24 protein-coding genes and 1 pseudogene are annotated in these 24515 nt (G+C 49.4%); all 25 read left to right on the plus strand.

Going from position 1 to position 24515, the window contains the following annotated elements; translation table 11 throughout:
* Positions 1-104: 104 nt before the first annotated feature.
* Positions 105-824 carry a YebC/PmpR family DNA-binding transcriptional regulator gene (locus tag MKY10_RS03725; RefSeq protein WP_003233863.1) on the plus strand — a complete coding sequence of 240 codons (720 nt, stop codon included), beginning with the start codon at positions 105-107 and terminating at the stop codon, positions 822-824.
* A gap of 133 nt (positions 825-957) precedes the next feature.
* Complete coding sequence (gene yeeK / locus MKY10_RS03730; RefSeq protein ID WP_015252624.1) at positions 958-1398, plus strand: spore coat protein YeeK; 441 nt, start codon at positions 958-960, stop codon at positions 1396-1398.
* A 116-nt stretch (positions 1399-1514) separates the two neighbouring features.
* Positions 1515-2099 carry a TetR/AcrR family transcriptional regulator gene (locus tag MKY10_RS03735; RefSeq protein WP_015252623.1) on the plus strand — a complete coding sequence of 195 codons (585 nt, stop codon included), beginning with the start codon at positions 1515-1517 and terminating at the stop codon, positions 2097-2099.
* Between the two features lie 78 nt (positions 2100-2177).
* Complete coding sequence (locus MKY10_RS03740) at positions 2178-2621, plus strand: nuclear transport factor 2 family protein (RefSeq protein WP_003233857.1); 444 nt, start codon at positions 2178-2180, stop codon at positions 2619-2621.
* Positions 2618-3483: pseudogene (locus MKY10_RS03745) on the plus strand (NAD-dependent epimerase/dehydratase family protein); the annotation flags it as partial. The gene MKY10_RS03740 and the pseudogene MKY10_RS03745, both read left to right, overlap by 4 nt.
* A gap of 128 nt (positions 3484-3611) precedes the next feature.
* A complete protein-coding gene (cotJA, locus tag MKY10_RS03750) occupies positions 3612-3860 on the plus strand; it encodes a spore coat-associated protein CotJA (RefSeq protein WP_003219489.1) in 249 nt (82 codons plus the stop codon).
* On the plus strand, positions 3844-4107 hold the full coding sequence (gene cotJB / locus MKY10_RS03755) for a spore coat protein CotJB (protein ID WP_003219491.1): 264 nt from the start codon (positions 3844-3846) through the stop codon (positions 4105-4107). Before cotJA ends, cotJB begins: the two co-directional genes overlap by 17 nt.
* A 14-nt stretch (positions 4108-4121) precedes the next feature.
* Positions 4122-4691: a spore coat protein CotJC gene (gene cotJC, locus MKY10_RS03760; protein ID WP_003233850.1), complete on the plus strand. Its 570-nt coding sequence runs from the start codon at positions 4122-4124 to the stop codon at positions 4689-4691.
* A gap of 124 nt (positions 4692-4815) precedes the next feature.
* Positions 4816-5358, plus strand: coding sequence for a GNAT family N-acetyltransferase (locus MKY10_RS03765; protein ID WP_014479097.1), 543 nt, complete (start codon positions 4816-4818; stop codon positions 5356-5358).
* Between the two features lie 22 nt (positions 5359-5380).
* Complete coding sequence (locus tag MKY10_RS03770) at positions 5381-5683, plus strand: YesK-like family protein (RefSeq protein ID WP_048655143.1); 303 nt, start codon at positions 5381-5383, stop codon at positions 5681-5683.
* Between the two features lie 114 nt (positions 5684-5797).
* Complete coding sequence (locus tag MKY10_RS03775; protein WP_072173406.1) at positions 5798-6427, plus strand: YesL family protein; 630 nt, start codon at positions 5798-5800, stop codon at positions 6425-6427.
* Positions 6424-8157: a two-component system sensor histidine kinase YesM gene (yesM, locus tag MKY10_RS03780; protein WP_048655142.1), complete on the plus strand. Its 1734-nt coding sequence runs from the start codon at positions 6424-6426 to the stop codon at positions 8155-8157. Before MKY10_RS03775 ends, yesM begins: the two co-directional genes overlap by 4 nt.
* Positions 8157-9263: a two-component system response regulator YesN gene (gene yesN, locus MKY10_RS03785; RefSeq protein WP_048655141.1), complete on the plus strand. Its 1107-nt coding sequence runs from the start codon at positions 8157-8159 to the stop codon at positions 9261-9263. Before yesM ends, yesN begins: the two co-directional genes overlap by 1 nt.
* A 103-nt stretch (positions 9264-9366) precedes the next feature.
* The gene (locus MKY10_RS03790; RefSeq protein ID WP_046160167.1) at positions 9367-10650 is read left to right on the plus strand and encodes an ABC transporter substrate-binding protein; all 1284 of its coding nucleotides are present in this window, start codon (positions 9367-9369) and stop codon (positions 10648-10650) included.
* Complete coding sequence (locus MKY10_RS03795) at positions 10647-11576, plus strand: sugar ABC transporter permease (RefSeq protein WP_003233835.1); 930 nt, start codon at positions 10647-10649, stop codon at positions 11574-11576. The genes MKY10_RS03790 and MKY10_RS03795 overlap by 4 nt, the downstream gene beginning before the upstream one ends.
* Positions 11577-11579: 3 nt before the next feature.
* Entirely contained in the window at positions 11580-12470 is an 891-nt protein-coding gene (locus MKY10_RS03800) for a carbohydrate ABC transporter permease (RefSeq protein WP_015252615.1), read from the plus strand.
* Between the two features lie 15 nt (positions 12471-12485).
* Positions 12486-13520, plus strand: a complete 1035-nt coding sequence (gene yesR / locus MKY10_RS03805) for a rhamnogalacturonyl hydrolase YesR (RefSeq protein ID WP_048655140.1) — start codon at positions 12486-12488, stop codon at positions 13518-13520.
* A 22-nt stretch (positions 13521-13542) separates the two neighbouring features.
* Positions 13543-15828 (plus strand): transcriptional regulator YesS, encoded by a 2286-nt coding sequence (gene yesS, locus MKY10_RS03810; protein ID WP_048655139.1) that lies wholly within the window; start codon positions 13543-13545, stop codon positions 15826-15828.
* A gap of 13 nt (positions 15829-15841) precedes the next feature.
* The gene (gene rhgT / locus MKY10_RS03815) at positions 15842-16540 is read left to right on the plus strand and encodes a rhamnogalacturonan acetylesterase (RefSeq protein ID WP_080348114.1); all 699 of its coding nucleotides are present in this window, start codon (positions 15842-15844) and stop codon (positions 16538-16540) included.
* Positions 16533-17195: a YesU family protein gene (locus MKY10_RS03820; protein ID WP_046160169.1), complete on the plus strand. Its 663-nt coding sequence runs from the start codon at positions 16533-16535 to the stop codon at positions 17193-17195. Before rhgT ends, MKY10_RS03820 begins: the two co-directional genes overlap by 8 nt.
* The gene (locus tag MKY10_RS03825) at positions 17192-17818 is read left to right on the plus strand and encodes a YesL family protein (RefSeq protein WP_046160170.1); all 627 of its coding nucleotides are present in this window, start codon (positions 17192-17194) and stop codon (positions 17816-17818) included. The genes MKY10_RS03820 and MKY10_RS03825 overlap by 4 nt, the downstream gene beginning before the upstream one ends.
* A 120-nt stretch (positions 17819-17938) precedes the next feature.
* Positions 17939-19801: a rhamnogalacturonan lyase gene (gene rhgW, locus MKY10_RS03830; protein WP_080348113.1), complete on the plus strand. Its 1863-nt coding sequence runs from the start codon at positions 17939-17941 to the stop codon at positions 19799-19801.
* A 46-nt stretch (positions 19802-19847) separates the two neighbouring features.
* Positions 19848-21686, plus strand: a complete 1839-nt coding sequence (rhgX, locus tag MKY10_RS03835) for a rhamnogalacturonan exolyase (protein WP_048655138.1) — start codon at positions 19848-19850, stop codon at positions 21684-21686.
* A 157-nt stretch (positions 21687-21843) separates the two neighbouring features.
* The gene (locus MKY10_RS03840) at positions 21844-22497 is read left to right on the plus strand and encodes a rhamnogalacturonan acetylesterase (RefSeq protein ID WP_015252607.1); all 654 of its coding nucleotides are present in this window, start codon (positions 21844-21846) and stop codon (positions 22495-22497) included.
* A 7-nt stretch (positions 22498-22504) separates the two neighbouring features.
* Positions 22505-24496, plus strand: a complete 1992-nt coding sequence (yesZ, locus tag MKY10_RS03845) for a beta-galactosidase YesZ (RefSeq protein WP_015252606.1) — start codon at positions 22505-22507, stop codon at positions 24494-24496.
* Positions 24497-24515: the final 19 nt, after the last annotated feature.

The raw sequence follows: 24515 nt of genomic DNA on the forward strand, positions 1-24515 counted from the left end.
TATTTCTAACGCAAGACACTCGAAACAACCAAACCATTTGAGGTATAATGGATAAAGTGAATAACAGTATTTAGATTGATATATATGAAAGAGAGTGGAACATCATGGGCCGTAAGTGGAACAATATTAAAGAGAAGAAGGCGTCTAAGGACGCAAATACGAGTCGGATTTATGCGAAGTTTGGCCGTGAGATTTATGTGGCGGCGAAACAGGGCGAGCCTGATCCGGAGTCCAACCAGGCGCTGAAGGTTGTGCTTGAGCGTGCGAAGACTTACAGCGTGCCGAAAAACATCATTGAACGTGCGATCGAGAAGGCGAAGGGCGGAGCGGAAGAGAATTACGATGAGCTTCGTTATGAGGGCTTCGGGCCGAACGGATCAATGATTATCGTTGATGCGCTGACGAATAATGTAAACCGTACGGCGCCGGAAGTGCGTGCGGCGTTCGGGAAAAACGGCGGAAACATGGGTGTGAGCGGATCTGTTGCTTACATGTTTGACGCGACGGCTGTAATCGGTGTGGAAGGCAAAACTGCTGACGAAGCGCTTGAAATCTTGATGGAAGCGGATGTTGATGTACGTGACATTTTAGAAGAGGATGACAGCGTGATCGTATATGCTGAGCCTGATCAATTCCATGCGGTGCAAGAGGCGTTTAAAAACGCGGGTGTCGAGGAATTTACAGTAGCGGAGCTGACAATGCTTGCGCAAAGTGAAGTAACGCTTCCGGATGATGCAAAGGAACAGTTTGAAAAATTGATTGATGCATTAGAAGATTTGGAAGATGTTCAGCAGGTATATCATAACGTTGATTTAGGTGAGTAAGGAGTGAGCAGGCTGTTATGGCCTGCTTTTTTTGTCCCGGAAATTGTTTTAGCTGTATGTAGGCGGCCGCCTATACGATCTATAAGATATTCTCATACTCTGGACTGTAACCTATGTGAAGGAGAGAGTGAATATGACTGATACAAGACATATGTATGGCGGACCTGGTTTTGGTCATTATCAGGGCTTTGGTATTGGCCACCCGGGCTATGGCATGCAAAGCACAGGCTATCCGGGCTATGGCATGTATGGAGGCCACCCGGGCTATGGCATGCAAGGCTACCCAGATCACGGCATACATGGAGGAGTCGGCGGCTATCCGGGATATGGAACGTACGGAGGATCCGGCGGTTACCCAAGCGGCGGCTATGGAGGCTCTCCGGGAACTGTAAGTTATCCGAACATGCACCATGAAAATGATGGCCATTACCACTATTATCACCATCATCATGATGGAAAAGATAATCTTCATCACCATCATCACCATGTTGGAAAGGATAATCATCACCATCATCATGATGGTCATTATGGCCACCATCATATGGGCCACTGGGGAAAAGACGGTTATAAATAAAGAAGATGATGGTATAAAGAGGACACTCTTGCAGATCAAGAGTGTTTTTTTATCTTTTTTTTCTTGACTGTTCAGTCTGAAAACTGGTAACATTTGTTTTAGGAGGTGATCATTTTTTGGGGAGGAATAAAGAATTTGATACGGCGCTTGTTCTTCACAGGGCGATAGAGGTCTTCGGAGAGTATGGCTACGAAGGAACGTCTCTTCAGGATCTGCTCTCTCATTTAGGCATTGCGCGCCAGAGCTTGTATGATACGTATGGCACGAAGCGTGATTTGTTTTTGTCCGCGGTGAAATCGTATCTTGAAGGGAAAAACGCTGCCGTTATGGAAAGGCTTGAAGCGCCAGGATCTGTAAAGGAAGCCATTCGTGATATTTTTCAAGAAGGTGTCAATGCCCTGAGGGATCCGGAACGGGCGAAGGCGTGCTACATTATTAACAGCGCGATTGAACAGATCCCGCATGACCCTGAGCTTGCCCGGTATTTTGAAAGACAATCCAAGCAGCTTGAGGACGCTTTTTATCAGGCGCTTTTAAGGGCGAAGGATCAAGGAGAATTGAATGGCGAAGATACTGATATATCTGCGCTTGCTCGGTACCTGAATCAGAGCAGGCTGTCACTGACATTTATTGCAAAAGTGACGGCAGATATGGATCGGCTTCAGGACCATGTTGACGTGAGTTTATCAGTGCTTGATTAACATGTGGTAAAGGATTCTTTGCCCATGTATGTACTTTTTGGACTGAATAGTCTAGAAATAAAAATGAGGTGATGATGAATGTTGATGAATGAGTTTGAAAAAGCATGTGAAACATTGAGAAAGTTTATGGCTTATATGCTTGAGAAGGACATGAAGAGCTGGACGGAGCTTTGGGATGAGAATGCTGTATTTGAGTTTCCTTATGCGCCGGAGGGATCACCAAAAAGAATAGAAGGAAAAGCGGCCATTTACGATTATATTAAAGATTATCCTAAGCAGATTCATCTTTCTTCATTTACCGCTCCGACAGTGTACCGTTCAGCAGACTCGAATACGGTGATTGCGGAGTTTCAATGTGACGGCCATGTGATTGAGACTGGACTGCCTTATCGCCAAAGCTATATCAGTGTCATCGAAACGAGAGACGGCCGCATTGTGCGTTATAGGGATTATTGGAATCCGCTTGTTGTAAAAGAGGCCTTTGGAGGATCATTTTTGCAAACAGAGGAGAGTGGGAAATGATGAAACAGAATCCGATTTTAATCACGGGCGGGACCGGCACAGTCGGCAGCCGAATCGCCAGCCGTTTAATAAAGCTGGGATACAGAGTGCGTATTGCAAGCCGAAAAAAGGGCGCGCTTGCAAGTGCGGAGTATGTGTATTTTGATTGGAAGGATGCCTCCAGTTTTACGCCTGCTCTAGAACAGGTAAAAGACATCTATCTTGTTGCTCCGGTTGGTGTACTTGATCCGGCTCCCTATGTGCTTCCCTTTTTAAAGGAAGCAAAGCGTCTCGGCGCAAAGCGGGTAGTGATGCAAAGTGCGTCTGTTGTCTCCGAGAACGGTCCCGTGTTTGGCGCGCTTCACCAGGCAGTGCGCGAGTTTCCAGAATGGACGGTGCTGCGGCCCTCATACTTTATGCAAAATTTCATCAATGTCCAGCATCGCATGTCTATTCAAACGGAGGGGCGCATCACAACGGCTTCGGGTGAAGGAAAACTTGGGTTTATTGACGCTGATGACATCGCAGAAACAGCCGTCAGGGCTTTGATTGATGATGTTCCTCATCAAACACATCATATTCTGACAGGTCCCGAGGCGCTGAGCTATGCCGAAGCGGCGGAGATCATTGGAGCTGCGGCGGGACGCCGGGTGGAGCATGTCAGCATTTCTCGTTCCGAGCTGCAGCATAAAATGGAGGCAGGAGGTTTGCCCGCGGATTATGCCCATTTTATGGCGAAGCTTGATGAGGCAATCAGCCATGGTGCGGAACATCGGGTAACGGATACAGTGAAGCGTGTGACGGGAAAAGAACCTCGTTCGCTGTCAGAGTTTGCGGCTGCTCATGCTGCATATTGGAAACACTGACCTCATTTTGGACTGAATAGTCTAGAAAGACCTTCGGCGCTTCCGAAGGTCTTCTTATTGAAAAAGCTAAGTCGTGTTTAGTCATAATCATGCCTCCTGCCTCATACCTATTAAGGTCATTGTTTTTGAGAAAGGAGGAGCCGGAATGAAGGATATGCAGCCGTTTACGCCTGTCAAATCATATACGCCCTTTCACAGCCGTTTTGATCCCTGTCCGCCCATAGGGAAGAAATATTACAGAACGCCCCCTAACCTTTATATGACCTTTCAGCCTGAGCACATGGAGCAGTTTTCGCCGATGGAGGCTTTGAGGAAAGGCACCCTTTGGAAGGATCTCTATGATTTTTATGAAAACCCTTATCGAGGGGGAGACGCACATGGCAAAAAAGGTTGACGCCGAATATTATCGTCAGCTTGAGCAAATACAGGCTGCTGATTTTGTGCTTGTTGAGCTGAGTCTTTATTTAAATACACATCCTCATGATGAAGATGCGCTGAAGCAATTCAACCAATATTCCGGCTATTCAAGGCACTTAAAAAGACAGTTCGAATCCTCTTACGGACCGCTTCTGCAGTTCGGCAACAGCCCCGCGGGCAAGGATTGGGATTGGGGAAAAGGGCCATGGCCGTGGCAAGTATAAGGAGGAATGCCTGAATGTGGGTGTATGAAAAGAAGCTGCAATACCCTGTCAAGGTCAGTACGTGCAACCCGACGCTGGCGAAGTATTTGATTGAGCAGTATGGCGGAGCGGACGGCGAGCTGGCCGCGGCTCTCCGGTATTTGAACCAGCGTTATACGATTCCTGATAAGGTCATCGGCCTTTTAACAGATATCGGCACGGAGGAGTTTGCCCATTTGGAAATGATTGCGACCATGGTCTATAAGTTAACGAAAGACGCCACACCGGAGCAGCTGCGTGAAGCCGGGCTTGGCGATCATTACGTCAATCACGACAGCGCGCTTTTTTATCATAATGCGGCGGGCGTGCCGTTTACCGCGAGCTATATCCAAGCGAAGGGCGATCCGATTGCCGATTTATACGAAGATATTGCCGCAGAAGAAAAGGCGCGGGCGACGTATCAATGGCTGATTGATATTTCGGATGATCCTGATTTAAACGATTCCCTGCGTTTTTTGCGTGAGCGTGAAATCGTACACTCTATGCGCTTCAGAGAAGCGGTTGAAATTTTAAAAGAAGAACGGGATAAAAAGAAGATTTTCTAATAGGCAGATTGGCCTCTCTTTCATACACCCTTTTACATACAGAGAAAATGGTCTGTTTTTGCAGTTTGGTCTGCATTATAATCAAGGTGTGTGTGCAAGCTTACTTTTTGATTGGGAGGCCTTTATGTCAGCTTTTAAGATTGAGAACGAAACGATTGCAGATGGATTTTACGCGTGTCCGGCCGTCTATGAGGATGCAGAATCGATTACCGGGTTGCTCGTCCGAACAGCTGAATGGCTCCGGGATCGGGGTTCTAACCAATGGAGCGGACTTCTGAAAGGGCAAGATATACATGATATCACGGGGTCAATTGAAAAGGGACATGTGTTTGTGTTTAAAAAAGATGAAGAGCTTGCGGCTGTCGTGATGCTGCTGCCTGAACCGAGCGAGTGGGACCGGACGCTTTGGGGAGACGATGGGCATGAGGAGTCCATTTATTTGCACCGCCTCGCAGTAAGCCGCCGGTTTGCGGGACAGGGGCTAGGAGCCCGCGTCCTTCAGTGGGCGGAGACGGGCATACACTTTCCGGAAAAAACGCGGATCCGGCTTGACTGTGTCGCTGATAGCGACGCCCTGCATTCCTTTTATCGGCGTATGGGATATGAATTCATGGGTGCTGATGCGTCCGGATATCATTTGTTTGAGAAAGAGATTACGGCAGAATAAGCGTCCTTTGCAGGGGGCTTTTTTGTCTTTTCTAAAAGGGAGGGCAGGCGATGTGTGGCCAATATTATTTGTGACAGGGATTGTGACGGCTTGTCTGTTTGCTGGCGTATCCGTTTTGATGCGGATGAGATTTCCTGACAAAAGTCGGCCGGAATGGATGTTGACCGGGCTGATCGTCCTTGGTGTGTTTCTGATCTGGTACAGCCTCGTGTATGTACGCGGCTGGGAAGGGGCTGCGCTCGGAATGCTTGGATTCAATGTCATTTTCGGAGCCATTGCCGGATATTTGATCGATAAGGCCATCCGGCGTTACAGGAAAAGATAAGGCTGCTGCCGTCTCTCATCATGTCGAAATTTTCACAGACCGGCAGGAATTTTCTTTCGAAAGGAGAAATACATATTACTTTAAAATGAAAGCGTTTTCCAAAGCGGGAAGGTGATGTTGATGATACACAGTGTGACAAATGGGCTGAATCGTTTTTGTACGTGGGTGATGAGATTGGCCTATTTGAATGTGCTTTGGATTTTGTTTTCTCTTGCAGGCCTGGTTGTGTTTGGGCTGATGCCCGCTACTGCCGCGATGTTTACAGTGGCGAGAGAATGGGCGAAGGGGAATACAGATGCCCCGGTGTTTTCTGTCTTTTTTCGGACGTTTAAAAAGGAATGGCGGGCATCACAGATCCTCGGGCTTATCGTTGTGACGGCTGCCCTGTTTCTGTTTGCGGATATGCGGATAGCGGCTCAGATGGACCAGCCTGTGCTCGTCAATGTATTCCTGAGCATTAGTTTGATTTTCGCGTTTGTTGTGCTGTATGTGTTCCCGGTATTTTCTCATTTTGACGTAAAAATCAGAGAGGTGCTGAGCATCAGCTTTTTCATTGCCTTCAGCCGTCCGGCGGTGACGCTTTTGATGGCGGCGGGCGCTGTCGGTGTGCTTTGTCTCGTTCTGTTTCATGTCACGTTTCTATTGTTTTTCAGCGGGAGTTTACTCAGCCTGATCTTAACGAAGCTGTCCTTTAAAGCGTTTCGGTCAATGGATCAGCGGCAGGAGAAAGAAAAGGCGGCATGAAGAAAAGAGTTGCTGGCTGGTACAGGCGGATGAAGATTAAGGATAAGCTGTTTGTGTTTCTATCGTTGATTATGGCCGTATCCTTTCTGTTTGTATACAGCGGGGTCCAGTATGCCTTTCATGTGTATGATGAGCAGATTTACCGCAAGTCCTCGGAGGTGCTTCGGATGTCTTCTGAAAGGATCGAAGACGAGCTGAAGAAGATAGAGGATGTGTCATATGAAATCATTACAGACGAACAGATTCAGCGCATCCTGAGTATGCAAAATCGGGATGATACGTATGATCAATATCAAATGAAGCAGGAGCTGTGGGATCAGCTTGCGGGATATGCCAGCGATGAAAAGTACATCGATTCCATTCATGTGATTGATGCCCGCGGCTCAGAGTATTCAGCCGGAAGCAGTTCTTCAGATCTTTTGCAGCAGGAGCAGGAAGAGGTATTTAAGCGAGCGAAAGCGAAAAGTGGAAGAAATCTTTGGATGACGCTCGGCGGGTCAGATCCTGTCCTGATTTCAGCACGGCAGATCAGGTCCTATCACCAGCTGAGTTTGAACGGCTTGGGCATGGTGCTGATCCAGGTCAATGTAAAACAGATGATTCGTGATGTGCCGAAGGATTGGGGCGATTCAGTCGGAGACATTATGATTGCTGACCAAGGCGGTAATTTGGTGTATACGGCACATGCATCAGCGCATGTTCCTGAGGCAGCAAAAGAGACGCTGAAGCACCCCGGTTATGACTTGATAAAAAAGAATGGCAAACGTTACTTTATTTCTTACCTTCAATCATCCTACCAAAATTGGAGCTACTATAACGTTATCCCCTTTGATCAGATGTTCGCAAAAATTTCCTTTATGAAAACAGTGATCGGCACATGCTTTCTTCTCTTTTTCTGTGTGGTTTTGCTTTTCGGAAGGAAAATCGCCAACAGCATCACGGAGCCGATTGAACAGCTTGTGACCGCGATGAAATCGGTACAGCACAGCGGCATTGAAGCAGGTGTGTCGCTTTCTCTGCCGGAACATACACAGGATGAGGCCGGCATGCTGAACCGCCATTTTACTGTCATGATGAAACGGATTAATGAGCTGATGGAAGAAAATGTGGAAAAACAGCTCATCATTAAAGAAACCGAATTGAAAGCACTGCAAGCCCAGATCAATCCGCATTTTTTATATAACACGCTCGAGTCCATCAATTGGCTGGCCAAGGCGAATCAGCAAAAGCAAATCTCAAAAATGGTGGAATCGCTCGGTTTTCTTCTGCGAAACAGCATACATATGAAGAAGGATATCGTGACCATTCAGGAGGAGGCGGACATTGTACGTCACTATATGACCATTCAGCGATTTCGATTTGAAGAGCGCCTGAATTTCACGTTGGATATTGACGATGAGGTGAAGCATTGCCTCATTCCGAAACTGACGCTCCAGCCGCTTGCGGAAAATGCGATTCAATACGCGCTTGAACCCTTTACAAGGCCATGCGCCATCCGGATTCAGGCGAAAAAGGCGAAGGGCTGTGTCTGTATTACGGTCGAAGATAACGGCCCTGGCATGGATGGACGGATTCTTGAATCAACGGGTGGAAGAGGAATCGGACTTTGGAATATTCGCGAGCGCATCAGCCTGACATTCGGAGAGCCATACGGCTTGCGGATTCATAGTGAGCATGAAAAGGCGACGAGGATTGTGATCACAATACCGTGCCGAAATGAGGTGGTGTGATGTATAAAATACTGCTGGCTGATGATGAGAGGATTATCCTTGATGGAATGGCGGGAATCATTGAGTGGGAGTCGCTTGGCGCCTCATTGATCGGAAAAGCGCAGAACGGACATGAAGCATATGAAAAGATTGTACATAAGCAGCCGCATATCGTCATCACAGACGTCAAAATGCCCGGCATGGACGGGCTTGAGCTGATCAAAAAGGTGTCAGCCGTCAGCCCGTCGGTGCAATTTATCGTCCTGTCCGGGTTTGGAGAGTTTGAATACGCAAAGGAAGCCATGAAATATGGGGTGAAGCATTATTTGCTGAAACCCTGCAATGAACAGCAGATTATCAGCTCGCTGGAGGAAATCATTGCTGAGCTGAAGCGGCAAGATGTGCACAAAAAGAAAACAGCCCATCTGAAACACGAGCTGGACCATATCCGTTCCTTTGCAGCCGATCAATACTTGGAAGGCTTGATCGCCGGTGTGGCCCAGCTGTCTCCGCCGCCATCACTTGCCGGAAAAAAGATCCGCCTCTTGATCTTAAAAGGGGAACAATCTATTGATGCCGCAGCCAGAGAGGCACTCGGATCGGCACTGACAGCGGTTTGCAGCAGCGGAGAATGGACCGTACTCGCCGTAGAGGAGAACGCCGCTGAAAAGGTGGCGGAGGTTTTTGCAACCCGCAAGATGGCCATCAGTCAGGCGGGAGAACTCCGGCACGCGGGGCAGCTGTTTCGTGACACAGCTGAAGCGTCTGGTGACCTGCATGGGAGCGCAGTGATTTCAAAAATGATCAGGCTTATTGCCGACGAGCTCGGAAATCCGAATCTGTCCTTAAAATGGGCGGCGAAGGATATGCTGTTTATGAATCCTGATTATCTCGGGAAGTTATTTAAGCAGGAAACAGGCGAGAAATTTTCCCAATATGTTACACGAGTGCGTCTTGAACATGCGATGAAACAGATGAAAATGAGGCGGGACGCGAGTGTATCAGAAATTGCTGAAGAAATCGGATTTGGCGATAATCCGAAGTATTTCAGTCTTGTTTTTAAAAAATATACCGGTCTGACACCGTCAGAATTCAGAAGAAAACAGGGAGGCGCTTCCGCAGGATAGCCATCTCTGTTTTTTTGACTTTCGCCACTGTTTTTTGAGTGTTTCGCCCTATCCGAACGCTTTAAAATAAAATGTAAGCACTTACATTAAAGGGGGGATTGGTTTGAAGAAGATTTGTTACGTGCTGTTATCCCTTGTCTGCGTCTTTTTTTTCAGCGGATGTTCAGCGGGTGAAGAGGCCTCGGGAAAAAAAGAAGACGTTACACTCAGAATCGCGTGGTGGGGCGGGCAGCCAAGACATGATTATACAACAAAGGTAATTGAACTTTACGAGAAAAAGAATCCGCACGTCCATATTGAAGCGGAATTTGCGAACTGGGATGACTACTGGAAAAAGCTCGCGCCCATGTCTGCCGCCGGCCAGCTTCCTGATGTCATTCAAATGGATACCGCTTACTTAGCCCAATACGGAAAGAAGAACCAGCTGGAAGATTTAACGCCGTATACAAAGGATGGAACGATTGACGTCAGTTCAATCGACGAGAATATGCTGTCGGGCGGAAAAATCGACAATAAGCTTTATGGATTTACGCTAGGTGTCAACGTGCTGTCTGTGATTGCCAATGAAGATTTGCTGGAAAAAGCCGGTGTGTCTATCAATCAGGAAAACTGGACGTGGGAGGATTACGAGAAGCTGGCGTATGATCTTCAGGAAAAAGCCGGTGTCTACGGTTCCAACGGAATGCATCCGCCTGATATTTTCTTCCCGTATTATTTGCGCACAAAGGGTGAGCGCTTTTACAAAGAAGACGGCACTGGCCTCGCGTATCAAGATGATCAGCTGTTTGTCGATTACTTTGAACGGCAGCTGAGGCTGGTGAAAGCGAAAACGTCCCCAACACCTGATGAAAGCGCACAGATTAAAGGGATGGAAGACGATTTTATCGTCAAAGGCAAATCAGCGATTACATGGAACTACTCCAATCAATATTTGGGCTTTGCCCGGCTGACAGACTCGCCGCTGTCTCTCTATCTGCCGCCGGAGCAAATGCAGGAAAAGGCGCTGACACTGAAGCCCAGTATGCTGTTTTCCATTCCGAAAAGCTCTGAGCATAAAAAAGAGGCAGCGAAATTTATTAATTTCTTCGTGAATAATGAGGAAGCGAACCAGCTGATTAAAGGCGAGCGAGGCGTTCCAGTCTCCGACAAGGTGGCGGATGCGATTAAACCGAAGCTGAATGAGGAAGAAGCCAACATCGTGGAGTATGTCGAAACCGCGTCAAAAAACATCAGCAAAGCCGATCCGCCAGAGCCTGTGGGAAGCGCGGAGGTCATCAAGCTGCTGAAGGATACGTCAGATCAGATTCTGTATCAGAAGGTATCGCCGGAAAAAGCCGCCAAAACGTTCCGGAAAAAGGCCAATGAGATATTAGAGAGGAATAATTGACGGGAAATGGGGCTGACGCAATGAAAAAAAGCCGGAGTATAAGAAAAGACAATCTGGCGGGATATGCTTTTATTTCTCCGTTTATCATCGGGTTCCTATGCTTTACGGTGATCCCGATGGGGGCGTCCCTGTTTCTGTCCTTCACGAGCTATGACTTGTTTACGGCGCCGAAATGGATCGGGCTCGACAACTTTAAGGAAATGTTTACGGGTGACGAAAAGTATTGGCAGTCTCTGAAGGTGACGTTTACGTATGTGCTTGCCGGGGTTCCGCTCCGCCTCGGCTTCGCGCTTTTTATCGCTGTCATTTTAAACAATGCAGCAAAAGGAACGGCCATTTACAGAACGCTCTTTTATCTGCCTTCGATCATCGGCGGGAGCGTCGCCGTGGCGATTATGTGGCGCAATATTTTTGGCAATGACGGGGTCATCAATGCGCTGCTGTTTTTTGTCGGGATTGATCAAAAAATTCTTTGGTACCAGAATCCGACAAGTGCGCTGTGGACATTGATTCTGCTGTCCGTCTGGCAGTTCGGGTCGTCAATGCTCATTTTTCTGGCCGGGCTGAAAAACATTCCGTCTTCGTATTTGGAAGCGGCAAGTGTGGATGGGGCGAATCGGGTGCAGCGTTTCTTCAAGATCACGCTTCCGATTCTTACACCGATTATTTTCTTTAACCTAGTGATGCAGACGATTTCTGCTTTTATGACATTTACACCTGCCTATATCATTTCGAAGGGCGAGGGCGGGCCGCTTGACGGGACACTTCTCTATTCGCTCTATTTGTTCCAGCGTGCGTTTAACTATTTTCAAATGGGCTACGCATCGGCGATGGCGTGGGTCATGCTTGTCATTGTCGGGCTGATTACGCTCATATTGTTTAAAACATCGTCATATTGGGTTCATTACGAGTCAAAGGAGGAATGACGGATGGAGCCGGTCAACGAGCCTGTCAGAAAAGCCCCGGTTTTAGAAAGAAAAAAAGCCGGGCGCGTCAGTCCCAAACGCATACTGTTCCATGTTTTTACGGCAACGCTGGCGGTGTTGCTGCTGTACCCGGTCATTTGGCTGTTTGTCAGCTCGTTTAAAGAAAGCGCCAGTATTTTTACAACCTCACATTCTCTCATTCCAGACCCTTTTATTCTCAGTAACTATGCTGAAGGGTGGAAGGGTATCGCGGGACAGCCGTTTCTGACGTTTATTAAAAACTCGGCGATCATTGTCGGACTGTCAACAATCGGTGCCGTCCTGTCATCGGCTGTCATTGCGTACGGATTTGCGCGTATTCCGTTTAAGGGAAAAAAATTTTGGTTTGCGTGCATGATGGGGACGTTAATGCTGCCTCATGAAGTGTTGATGATTCCGCAGTATATTATGTTTGCGAAATTAGACTGGCTGAATTCCTTTAAACCAATTGTCGTTCCGCAATTTTTCGGGCATGCGTTTTTTATCTTTCTGATGATCCAGTTTATCCGGACGATTCCCGAGGAGCTGGATGAAGCCGCGCGAATCGACGGATGCGGGCGCTTTGCCTGCTTTTGGCGGATCATTCTCCCGCTGATTGCCCCCGCGCTTGCGACGTCTGCGATTTTCTCCTTCTATTGGAAGTGGGAGGAGCTGATTCAGCCGCTTTTGTATTTGAATAAGCCGGAGCTTTACCCTGTTTCACTTGCGCTGAAGCTTTTTCTCGATACAGAGTCGGCTTCGAACTGGGGCGCGATGTTTGCCATGTCAGCCGTCTCGTTATTGCCTGTGATTCTTGTATTCTTTTTGTTTCAGAAATATATCGTTCAGGGCATCAGTACGACCGGATTAAAATAAAAAGGAGTGTTGCAGATGGCACAGCTTATCTTTGATGAAGAAAAGGTGACGTCGGTTATTGACCGGATCGTGAAACGGACATTTCAGATGGATTTTGCGTGGGATTGGCCGGGCGGCGTCGCGTTTTACGGTGTGGCGGAGGCCTATGAAGCGACGGAAAACGAGGAATATATCAATCTGTTAAAAACGTGGGTGGATGAACAGCTGGAGGATGGGCTGCCGCCGCTTTCGATCAACGGAGTTTCCATTGGGCATACGCTTTTGTTCCTCCACAAGGTGACAGGTGATGACGTGTATTTGGAAACAGCGGCCGAGATGGCGGAATATGTGCTGCATAAGGCGCCGCGCTTTGGCGAGGGTATCCTTCAGCATACGGTGAATGCGGCAGAATACGTGTTTCCTGAGCAGGCATGGGCGGATACGCTGATGATGGCTGGGCTGTTTATGCTGAGAATCGGGCGGATCATGGAGCGTGAGGATTATTTTGAAGACGGCCTGCGCCAGTTTCACGGACATGAGGACGTGCTTCAGGACCCTGTCACGAATTTGTACTACCACGCCTGGGACAACAAAGCGCAAAATCATCTGTCGGGGATTTATTGGGGCAGGGCGAACGGCTGGGCGGCACTCACGATGGCAAAGGCGCTCCCCCTTATTGAGGTGACACATCCTTCCTTTATGATCATCGACGGATCGCTCAGAGACCAACTGAGCGCGCTTGTCCGGCTTCAGGATGAATCAGGGCTGTGGCATACGATTTTGGATGATCCGGATTCTTATCTGGAGGTTTCGGCATCAGCCGGTATTGCTTCTGCTCTGATGTCGAGCGGAAAGCTGTATACAAAATATGTGCAGAAATCGCTTGCCGCCATTTTGGATGCGGTGGAAGAGGACGGACGGGTCAGCAAGGTATCGGCCGGGACAGCCGTCATGAAAAATGCCGAAGGATACAAACAGGTGCCTTACAAACGAATACAAGGATGGGGGCAGGGACTTGCGCTGACGTTTCTTGCTGATGTTTTGAAAACGAAAAAACACGTGTATCAGTAAAGACAGCGGCGGGGGGAAAGGGATGAAAAAACAGTCTCAACAGAAGGAACGGGTTTCTCGCTGGAAGGGAACGTATTTCAAAAGAAACTTTGTCTTCATTTTGCTGATTGCCTGTATTCCCGGATTGCTGACTGGCGGCGCAATCTACTTTCTTTCGATCGACAAGGTGGAGAAAGAGCTGCAGAGATCGCATGAAACACAGGTGGCGCGTGAGGTCAGCCGAATGGATGAGAAGCTGGGAGTGCTTGAACTGGCCCTCACCCAGATGGCCTACGATTCTTCACTGATGAACGGATTGGCTGAGAGGGATTTGGAGAAAGACTTTACGTTCTCCTATCAATTAACGAAAAAGCTGTTTCTTTTGCGGGACCAGCAGCCGCTGATCGAGCAGGCCTCCATCTTTCTGAACAGCCCCCGGCCTCTTGTGCTGAGCCCTGAATACAGCGCTTTGACAGAACAGGAGGCGCTTCGCAAGTATCGCTCGCTGCTTTCCTCAGACCACAGCATTTATTGGAAACGGTCGGGAAACCAAGCGATGCTGATCCAGCTCATTCCGGGCGCGGCGGAGAAACCGTTCGGCGCGATCATGCTGGCGGTTGATCCGAAAGAAATGGAATCAATCCTGCAAAGCTTGTCCCCCTATCCTGATGGAAGTGCGCTGCTTTTAGATCAAAATCGAGAGGTGCTGTTTCATGAGGGAGAAAAAGATTTTAAAAAGACTTTACTTCAAGAGATAAAAAAACAGCCTGCTGAGAACGGCCATTTTCAGATGGAATGGGAAGGCAAGGTGTATTCTGTCTCCTTTGGAGAAATGAACCGGATGCATCAGCAATGGACCTTTGTGTCAGCGGCGCCTCTTTCAGCTATTACAGCGCCGATGGTGTTTTTATCAAAAGTGATCATCGTGATGCTGGTCATTTGCATCGGTTTGGCGGTATGCATGACATGGTATGCATCAAAAAAAATCTATCGTCCCATTCAGCATTTGCTTGGCTTGTTTACCGGAGGAGAGAAGAAAACATGGCAGGCGTCCGGGCAGGATGAATTCAAGTGGATTGAAAAGAGGTGGCAGGATCTATCCCTTGAAAGCCGGAAGCTCCAAGAGCAGCTCCTGCGGCAGACGCCCCATATGAAAAAGAGTTTTTTGCAGCACCTCTTGCAGGGGGATTTTTACTATGACAACGAGGACAGTCTCAGATCTCGGATGGAGGAGGCCGGCTGGAACATCGGCGAAAACGTGTTTCATGTGCTGGATCTACAGGTGACAGGGCTCCGCTGTGAAAAAAGCGTCTTCCGTGAAGGTGATGAACAGCTTGCCGTGTTTACCCTGACCAATCTGGCTGAGGAATTGGCGGATAAACGCGTTTTTCAGCTCTCCATACTTGATATCGGCCGGCTTTCTGTCACCGTTCTTGTAATGAAAACAAACAGCTCTGATCTGAAGGCGTATATAACGGAGCTGGCACGCCAATTTGGGGATGTAACCGGACTATGCCTGACCTCGACATTGAGCAGCAAAACGGAGCGTATCACGGAAATTCCTTCTTTATTTCAGAATGTGAAATGCGGCAAATCCCGCAGGAAGTTTGCTAACCGGGATCAGGTCATTGATTTGCAGGCCGACTTCCCTCAGGATGAGCAGTTCGCTCCTTATTACCCTTTTGAGCTGGAAAAACAAATTGTTCAGGCCATACGGCTGGAAAGAAAACAGGAAGCCAAGGAACTGATAGATGGATGTATGAAGGAACTGGCGGAAAAGGTGTCCATAGACAGGCATGTGCATTCCGCCCTGATTCAGCTGTTTTCCCGCATTCAGGAGGATATTTTGCATTCCGGGCTCAATCCCAGTGAACTGTTTCAGCACCGGAATCCGTTTCTTGATATTTCAGAATTGCGCGAACCCAATGAAGCGGCGGCCTGGCTGATGGATGTAGTGGTGACGCCTTACCTTTCCAAGCTTGAGGGCAGAAAAAACAGACAGCAAAAGCAGCTGGCAGAACGTGTGATTGCGATGATTCACGAACAGTATATGGCGGACATTTCATTGGAAAGCTGTGCCGATGCGCTTGGCATGAATTCATATACGTTAAGCAAGGCATTTAAGCAAGTGACCGGCATTAATTTTATCGATTATGTGACCCAGATCAGAATCGAAAAGGCGAAGGAACTGCTGGTCAATACGAATAAAAAAATTCATGACGTGTCAGAAGAAGTCGGCTACCGCCACAATTACTTTAACCGGATTTTTAAAAAACAGGTCGGCATGCCGCCGGGTGTCTTCAGGCAAATGTATCAGGAAACGCCGTGAAAGGAGAGAACATGTGATGAAGAAACCAATTCAAGTATTTTTAGCGGGAGATTCCACTGTGAGTGACTGCCCGCCTCATGAAGCGCCGATGGCGGGGTGGGGGCAGGTATTCGGGCAATTGTTTTCTGAAGATGTGCTGGTCCGCAATCATGCCAAAGGAGGAGCGAGCACCAATTCTTTTGTGAAGGAAGGAAGGCTTCAAGCAATTGCCGAGCACATCACACAAGGCGATTATTTGTTGATTCAATTCGGCCACAATGACCAAAAACCGCGGGGGACGAAGCCGTACTCCACATTTCAGCAGTTTCTTACCTTGTTTGCAGATACGGCACGCGAAAAGGGCGCGCATCCTGTGTTCGTCACATCGGTGCAGCGCCGCCGCTTTGATGAATACGGACGGATCGAGCATTCCCTCGGTGAGTATCCCGATGCGATGAAAGCACTGGCGAAGGAGCTCGATGTACCTGTGATTGATCTGCTTGCGAAAACAAAGGTGCTGTATGAAGAATACGGGCCGGAGGAGTCGAAGCGATTGTTCGTTTGGTTTCAGCCGAATGAACATCCGAATTACCCGGACGGCATTGAGGACAATACGCATTTTTCGGAAAAAGGTGCAATGGAGGTTGCGAAGCTTGTGGCAGAAGGCATTGAAGAGCTCGGACTTCCGCTTAAGGACCACCTTGTGAGCCGGGAGGGAAAAGAACATGTATAAGGAAGGCGCGTGCCTGTACCGCAATCCGCTCCGGTCTAAAAGCGATGTGAAGGACTGGCGGATGGAGGGAGGCGGACAGATCTCATTTGACGATCACAGCTTGCACCTGTCACATGTTCAGGACGATGTGCACTTTGTCTTTTGGTGTCCGGAAACCTTTCCAGACGGCATCATTGTGACATGGGACTTCTCTCCGATCGAGCAGCCGGGATTGTGTATGCTGTTTTTTTCTGCTGCGGGAATGGGAGGCGAGGATTTGTTTGATCCAAGTCTCCAGAAAAGAACGGGAAAATACCCCGAGTATCATTCGGGGGACATCAATGCGCTCCACCTGTCGTATTTCCGCAGAAAATACGCGGAGGAAAGAGCGTTCCGCACCTGCAATTTAAGAAAAAGCCGCGGTTTCCACCTCGCCGCAATGGGGGCCGATCCGCTGCCTTCTCCAGACGACGCTGATTCTCCGTATCGTATGAAGCTGATCAAAGACAAAGGCTATGTGCACTTTTCAATCAATGGTCTGCCCATTCTTGAGTGGATGGACGACGGCAGCACATATGGGCCTGTGTTAACAAAAGGAAAAATCGGGTTCCGGCAGATGGCCCCCATGAAAGCCGTTTACAGGAATTTTGCCGTGCATCAAGCGGTGAGAAGATGAAGACGACTGTAACGGATGCGCTTTATGCAGGCTGCGAAGCGGTGGTGAAAATAGCATGGCTCAACGGGCTGTGGCTGTTGTTTACACTTTTGGGCGGCGTTCTTTTCGGATGGGCGCCGAGCACAGCCGCGATGTGTGCCGTTATAAGGAAATGGCTGATGGGGCAAAAGGATGTCTCGATATTTCCGTTATTTCTCGATACCTATAAAAAAGAGTTTCTCAAGGTTAATGCGATCGGATTGGCGTTTTCGGCTCTTTTGATCATATTGTCTGCCAACTATCATTATTTTTCTGCCAGTACGAATTGGCTGTCCTTTGCCGTAACAAACTGCACGCTGCTTGCAGGGCTTTTGTATATCATCGCGCTGATGTATGTGTTTCCCCTTTATGTGCATTACCAGCTCCCGCTTCGCAAATATATTCCGCAGGCACTGCTGTTTGGCGCCATGAGACCGCTGACAACCGGCTGTATGCTGATCGGGTGCGGATTTGTCCTTTATTTGCTTTATACGCTTCCTGGCCTGATCCCATTTTACGGCCCGTGTTTATTTGGGCTTGTGTTGATGTTTTTTGCTCTTAGGGGATTTCAAAAGACGGAGGCCCGGCACCATCAAGCCGGGTAACAAAAAAGTGACAAATACGCAAAAAAGTGCAGTGTCCGAAATAGGCAGATGCAAAAAAGTGAAATTGAAGACAGCTCACACAGCGCATAAAATCCAATTTAAGTAAGCGCTTACAGATAAATGAGAAGGAGCTGTCTGATGATTACACGAAGGAAACGCATGTTTACCGCTATTACGTTGCTGGTCTTGTTGGTGATGGGAACCTCTGTATGTCCTGTGAAAGCTGAAGGGGCAGCGCGGCAGATGGAAGCGCTGAACCGGGGGCTTGTAGCGGTCAAGACGGACGGGGGCATTTTTGTCAGCTGGCGGTTTCTTGGAACCGAAAACGCATCTGTTTTGTTCAATGTGTACAGAGACGGGCAAAAACTGAATGCTGCGCCTGTCAAAACCACGAACTATGTGGATAAAAACGGATCGGCGGGCTCAACGTATACGGTTCGGGCTGTTGTAAACGGTACCGAACAGCCGGCTTCTGAAAAAGCCTCCGTATGGGCGCAGCCGTATCATTCCGTCCCGCTGGATAAACCGGCTGGCGGCACGACGCCAAAGGGTGAAGCTTACACGTACAGCGCTAATGACGCAAGTGTTGGCGATGTGGATGGTGACGGGCAATACGAGCTGATCCTGAAATGGGACCCGTCTAACTCAAAAGACAATTCACAGGATGGCTATACGGGTGACGTGCTGATTGACGCGTATAAACTGGACGGCACAAAGTTATGGCGGATCAATCTCGGCAAAAACATCAGAGCGGGCGCGCACTACACCCAGTTTATGGTGTATGACCTTGATGGTGACGGAAAAGCAGAAGTGGCAATGAAAACGGCAGACGGGACAAAAGACGGCACGGGCAAAGTAATTGGAAATGCCAATGCTGATTACAGAAATGAACAGGGGCGTGTGCTTTCAGGCCCTGAATATCTCACTGTGTTTCAAGGTTCAACCGGGAAAGAGCTTGTCACCGCAAATTTTGAACCGGCGCGCGGCAATGTGTCGGATTGGGGAGACAGCTACGGCAACCGTGTTGACCGTTTTCTCGCCGGCATTGCCTACCTTGATGGACAGCGGCCGAGCCTGATCATGACCAGAGGGTATTACGCTAAAACCATGCTAGTTGCCTATAACTTCAGGGATGGAAAGCTGTCAAAGCTTTGGACGCTGGACTCCTCAAAGTCAGGAAATGAAGCGTTTGCTGGACAGGGGAATCACAACCTGAGCATCGCGGACGTTGACGGGGATGGAAAAGATGAGATTATTTTCGGCTCAATGGCTGTTGATCATGACGGGAAAGGCATGTACTCGACCGGCTTAGGCCATGGGGATGCCCTCCATACAGGAGATCTTGATCCGGGCCGGCCGGGGCTTGAGGTATTTCAAGTTCATGAGGACAAAAATGCAAAATACGGCTTATCTTTCCGGGATGCTGCAACCGGAAAAATCCTTTGGGGCGTTTATGCCGGCAAGGATGTAGGCCGGGGAATGGCTGCTGATATTGACCCGCGTTATCCGGGACAGGAAGTGTGGGCAAACGGTTCTCTCTACTCAGCGAAAGGGGTCAAAATCGGAAGCGGGGTTCCGTCCTCGACCAACTTCGGCATCTGGTGGGACGGCGATCTGCTCCGGGAACAGCTGGACAGCAACCGAATTGATAAGTGGGATTATCAAAACGGCGTATCAAAAAATGTGCTGACTGCATCAGGCGCAGCGGCTAACAACGGCACAAAAGCAACACCGGCGCTTCAGGCTGATCTGCTCGGTGACTGGCGCGAGGAAGTGGTGTGGAGAACGGAGGACAGCAGTGCTCTGCGCATTTACACGACGACCATTCCGACTGAGCACAGGCTGTATACACTGATGCACGATCCGGTGTACCGGCTCGGCATCGCCTGGCAAAATGTCGCCTATAACCAGCCGCCGCACACAAGCTTCTTTTTAGGAGACGGCATGGCGGAACAGCCAAAACCAAATATGTATACGCCTTAACTGAAAGGGGGAAGGAACGGGCTGCGCGCAGCCCGTTCCCATTAAAATGAAACCAAAAAAGAGGCAAATGGAATACTTGACCAGAGGTTTGATTGCGGTAAAGACAGAACAGGGCGTGTTTGTCAGCTGGCGTTTTCTCGGCACGGATCATGAGACGACGGCTTTTCACCTTTATCGAGATGGAAAGCGGATCACCCGCGATCCAATCGCTGAAAGCACTAATTTTCTCGATCAAAACGGAACGGCTGACGCTGTTTATCAGGTGGAGGCCGTCAATAAGGGAAGGGAAGAAAAACTGTCCAAAGAAGCTTCCGTCTGGCGGGAAAATGTACTGGAGGTTCCGCTTGCCAAACCGGAAGGCGGTATCACGCCGGACGGAAAGCCGTACACCTACAGCGCCAATGATGCCAGCGTCGGGGATGTGGACGGGGATGGAGAATATGAAATCATCCTGAAGTGGGACCCGTCCAATTCAAAAGACAACGCCCATGACGGGTATACCGGGGAGGTGCTCATAGATGCCTATAAACTGGACGGCACCTTTTTGTGGCGCATCAACCTCGGCAGAAACATCAGAGCGGGCGCTCATTACACACAATTTATGGTGTATGACCTGGATGGTGACGGAAAAGCAGAAATCGCCATGAAAACAGCTGACGGCACAACAGATGGGAAAGGACATATCATCGGTGATGAGCATGCCGATTTTAGAAACGAACAGGGCAGAATTTTGTCCGGTCCGGAATATTTGACGGTGTTTAAAGGAGAAACCGGTGAGGCGCTCACGACCGTGGAATATGAACCGCCCCGCGGCAAGCTGGAGGATTGGGGAGACGGCTATGGAAACCGGATGGACCGTTTTCTCGCTGGAATCGCTTATTTGGATGGGGAGCGGCCGAGCCTTGTAATGGCACGCGGCTACTATACGAGAGCCGTGCTCGTGGCATACGATTTCAGAAACGGAAGGCTCAAAAAACGCTGGGTATTTGACTCCAACCAGCCGGGACATGAAGCATACGCAGGACAGGGGAACCACAGCTTGAGCGTGGCGGATGTCGATGGAGACGGAAAGGATGAAATCATATACGGCGCAATGGCGGTCGATCATGACGGAACCGGCCTGTACTCAACGGGGCTCGGGCACGGAGACGCGATGCATGTAGGGGATCTGGACCCGTCACGAAAAGGGCTTGAAGTGTTCCAGGTACATGAGGACGCCACGAAGCCGTACGGACTGTCACTGCGAGATGCCGGAACCGGTGAGATATTATGGGGCGTCCATGCTGGAACTGACGTTGGCCGGGGCATGGCAGCTCATATTGATCCAAGCTACAAAGGGTCGCTCGTCTGGGGAATTGATCCGCCGGGCAATGATGGCATGTCGTATGGGCTTTTCACGAGCAAAGGCGAAAAAATCAGCGACAAAGCGCCCGCTTCAGCCAATTTCGCCATCTGGTGGGACGGTGATTTGGTCAGAGAACTGCTTGATCATGACTGGGACGGAACGATCGGCAGGCCAAAGATTGAAAAATGGGATGCTGAAAACGGCTGTCTGAAGACGATATTTCAGCCGGTTGGCGTGCTGTCCAACAACGGCACGAAAGGAAACCCGGTTCTTCAGGCCAACCTGTTCGGAGACTGGCGGGAAGAAGTGATATGGAGAACGGAAGACAGCAGCGCGCTCCGTATCTATACAACGACACATCTCACCCGCCACCGCTTTTACACGCTGATGCATGATCCGGTTTACAGGCTCGGCATCGCCTGGCAGAATACCGCCTACAACCAGCCGCCGCACACGAGCTTTTACCTCGGAACGGGAATGAAAAAACCGCCGAAGCCCGCCCTGTACATAGCGGGAAGTAAAGCGGAGGCACCGCTGTAGGAGGACTAAGGGATAAGACGCAAAGGCTGAACGCTACGACAAGATGATTAACGAACGGGCAGGACGAACCAATGCTCAAGCGCTGTACGCACCGGTCTTTTTCAAGGGAAGAGCTATCCGTGATGGAAGCTGTATAAAAAACGAGGGGGAATGAAAAATGGCAAATCATATTTATCTTGCCGGCGATTCGACTGTTCAAATGTATGGAGACAGCACAAATCAAGGGGGCTGGGGGCAGTTTCTCGGCTCGCATCTGCCGGAGCATATTCAAGTGATCAACAGAGCGATCGGGGGAAGAAGCTCGAAAACATTTGTGGAGGAGGGCAGGCTTCAGGCGATTCTTGATGTGATCGAGCCGGATGATTGGCTGTTCGTGCAGATGGGCCATAATGACGCGTCAAAAAATAAGCCGGAGCGCTACACCGAGCCCTATACTACTTATAAACAATATTTAAAGCAGTATATCGCCGGCGCGCGGGAAAAAGGCGCCCATCCGCTTCTCATTACCCCCGTAGCCCGCTTTCATTACGAAAACGGCGTGTTTTTGAACGATTTTCCTGATTACTGCATTGCCATGAAGCAGACGGCTGAAGAGGAGAATGTCCAGCTCATTGATCTGATGGAGAAAAGCCTTGCTTTCTTTACTGAGAAGGGCGAGGAAAAAGTATACACCTATTTTATGATTTCAGAAGGGATTAACGATTACACGCATTTTACAAAAAAAGGCGCAAATGAAATGGCGAAACTTGTGGCAAAAGGCATAAAGGAGCTCGGCCTGCCATTGACAGAATCGATCATCAAAGAAAGGTGAAAATGGGATGAGAAAACTGTATCATGGCGCTTGCTATTATCCGGAATTATGGGATGAAGAGACGATTCAGCAGGACATTGACATCATGCGTGAAGTTGGCGTAAATGTTGTGCGGATCGGCGAATTTGCCTGGTCTGTCATGGAACCTGAAGAAGGAAAAATTGACGTCGGTTTTTTCAAAGAAATCATCGCCCGGCTGTATGAAAGCGGGATCGAAACGATTATGTGCACGCCGACGCCTACCCCGCCAATTTGGTTCTCACACGGCCGGCCCGAACGCATGCATGTCAATGAAAAAAGAGAGATCATGGGGCATGGCTCCCGTCAGCATGCCTGTACGAACAACCCGTATTTCCGAAAAAAAGCCGCCATCATCACCACAGCCATCGCCAAGGAGCTTGGCCGGCTCCCGGGGCTGATCGGATGGCAGCTAGACAATGAGTTTAAATGCCATGTTGCAGAATGCATGTGTGAGACATGCTTGCGCTTATGGCATGACTGGCTCAAAAATCGCTACGGGGTGATTGAGCGCTTGAATGAAGCTTGGGGAACCGATGTGTGGAGCGAGACCTATCAGACGTTTGAGCAAGTCCCGCAGCCGGGACCTGCCCCGTTTCTGCATCATGCCTCTCTACGCACTATGTATCAGCTGTTTTCGATGGAGATGATCGCTTCGTTTGCGGATGAACAGGCCAAAATCATCCGCTGCTATTCAGATGCGCCGATCACGCATAACGGATCAGTCATGTTCAGCGTGGACAATGAACGAATGTTTCAGAATCTCGATTTTGCCTCCTATGACACGTACGCTTCGCAGGAAAACGCCTCTGCCTTTTTATTGAACTGTGATTTATGGAGAAATCTGAAACAGGGACGCCCGTTTTGGATTTTGGAAACGAGTCCGTCGTATGCCGCCTCGCTTGAAAGCTCCGCTTACCCGCACGCAGACGGGTATTTGCAGGCCGAAGCCGTATCGTCCTATGCCTTAGGGAGCCAGGGATTTTGCTACTGGCTATGGCGACAGCAGCGTTCAGGCAGCGAGATTTCCCACGGTTCGGTTCTCAGTGCCTGGGGCGAACCCACCATCGGCTATCAAAATGTGCTGGCGGTTGAGCGGGCAAGAAAGGAAATCGAGCCTATTATTCTATCGACTGAACCCGTTCAAGCCGAGGCGGCGATGACTTACTCTGACAGAGCAAAAGCATTTATTAAAACTGAGCCTCACCGGGGACTCCGGCATCGTTCGCTTGTGACGCATTTTTATGAACGTATTCTCAACACGGGGATTCACCGTGACCTTATTCCGGAAGGCGCTCCACTGGACGGCTATCGCTTGCTGTTTACGCCATTTGTGCCGTATTTGTCTTCTGAATTTATCAAAAAAGCTTCGGCATTCGCTGAAGCGGGCGGCATCTGGATCACCGGGCCGCTGACAGGAGGGCGCACATGCGAGCATACCATTCATACCGATTGCGGACTTGGCGAACTTGAGAAAACGTCAGGGGTCAAAACACTGTTTACCTTTCCGATGAATGAGAACGTGAATACAGGAAAAGCGTTTGGCATCACGGCGCCGCTCGGACTATGGAGCGCGGTGTTTGACACAGAGAGCGGAAACACCCTTGGCACGGTTGAAGCAGGACCGGGGGCGGGCCATGCTTTTCTGACGGAACGGAATTACGTCGAGGGGAAAATTGTCATGCTGGGCTCGCTTCCATCCGGGAAAGAAGGGGATGCGATGCTGGAAGCGCTCGTCAGGCATTACGCGGAGGAAGCTGGTATTTCCAGCCGGTCGGATGTTACGCCCGGCACAATCGTTGCCCCGCGCAAAGGCGATAACGGCCTTGTGTGGATCATCGTGAATATGGATGGAAAAGGAGGAAGTGTGACACTGCCGGAAGCGGGAACAGATCTGTTGACGCACCGCTTGGAAAAGGCGGGGAGACTGGCGGTCGGACCGCATGAATACCGTGTGATTCAATTTGACAATCACAGCTGATTCTTTGCATCGAATCAGC

Source organism: Bacillus sp. FSL P4-0290 (genome assembly GCF_037975435.1).
GTDB lineage: Bacteria > Bacillota > Bacilli > Bacillales > Bacillaceae > Bacillus > Bacillus subtilis.

What these genes read in the sequence shown, in the direction of transcription:
- MKY10_RS03725 (WP_003233863.1), top strand. Translation starts at nt 105, where the DNA reads ATGGGCCGTAAGTGGAACAATATTAAAGAGAAGAAGGCGTCTAAGGAC.
- yeeK (WP_015252624.1), top strand. Translation starts at nt 958, where the DNA reads ATGACTGATACAAGACATATGTATGGCGGACCTGGTTTTGGTCATTAT.
- MKY10_RS03740 (WP_003233857.1), top strand. Translation starts at nt 2,178, where the DNA reads ATGTTGATGAATGAGTTTGAAAAAGCATGTGAAACATTGAGAAAGTTT.
- cotJA (WP_003219489.1), top strand. Translation starts at nt 3,612, where the DNA reads ATGAAGGATATGCAGCCGTTTACGCCTGTCAAATCATATACGCCCTTT.
- cotJB (WP_003219491.1), top strand. Translation starts at nt 3,844, where the DNA reads ATGGCAAAAAAGGTTGACGCCGAATATTATCGTCAGCTTGAGCAAATA.
- cotJC (WP_003233850.1), top strand. Translation starts at nt 4,122, where the DNA reads ATGTGGGTGTATGAAAAGAAGCTGCAATACCCTGTCAAGGTCAGTACG.
- MKY10_RS03765 (WP_014479097.1), top strand. Translation starts at nt 4,816, where the DNA reads ATGTCAGCTTTTAAGATTGAGAACGAAACGATTGCAGATGGATTTTAC.
- MKY10_RS03775 (WP_072173406.1), top strand. Translation starts at nt 5,798, where the DNA reads ATGTTGATGATACACAGTGTGACAAATGGGCTGAATCGTTTTTGTACG.
- yesM (WP_048655142.1), top strand. Translation starts at nt 6,424, where the DNA reads ATGAAGAAAAGAGTTGCTGGCTGGTACAGGCGGATGAAGATTAAGGAT.
- yesN (WP_048655141.1), top strand. Translation starts at nt 8,157, where the DNA reads ATGTATAAAATACTGCTGGCTGATGATGAGAGGATTATCCTTGATGGA.
- MKY10_RS03800 (WP_015252615.1), top strand. Translation starts at nt 11,580, where the DNA reads ATGGAGCCGGTCAACGAGCCTGTCAGAAAAGCCCCGGTTTTAGAAAGA.
- yesR (WP_048655140.1), top strand. Translation starts at nt 12,486, where the DNA reads ATGGCACAGCTTATCTTTGATGAAGAAAAGGTGACGTCGGTTATTGAC.
- yesS (WP_048655139.1), top strand. Translation starts at nt 13,543, where the DNA reads ATGAAAAAACAGTCTCAACAGAAGGAACGGGTTTCTCGCTGGAAGGGA.
- MKY10_RS03820 (WP_046160169.1), top strand. Translation starts at nt 16,533, where the DNA reads ATGTATAAGGAAGGCGCGTGCCTGTACCGCAATCCGCTCCGGTCTAAA.
- MKY10_RS03825 (WP_046160170.1), top strand. Translation starts at nt 17,192, where the DNA reads ATGAAGACGACTGTAACGGATGCGCTTTATGCAGGCTGCGAAGCGGTG.
- rhgW (WP_080348113.1), top strand. Translation starts at nt 17,939, where the DNA reads ATGAGAAGGAGCTGTCTGATGATTACACGAAGGAAACGCATGTTTACC.
- rhgX (WP_048655138.1), top strand. Translation starts at nt 19,848, where the DNA reads ATGAAACCAAAAAAGAGGCAAATGGAATACTTGACCAGAGGTTTGATT.
- MKY10_RS03840 (WP_015252607.1), top strand. Translation starts at nt 21,844, where the DNA reads ATGGCAAATCATATTTATCTTGCCGGCGATTCGACTGTTCAAATGTAT.
- yesZ (WP_015252606.1), top strand. Translation starts at nt 22,505, where the DNA reads ATGAGAAAACTGTATCATGGCGCTTGCTATTATCCGGAATTATGGGAT.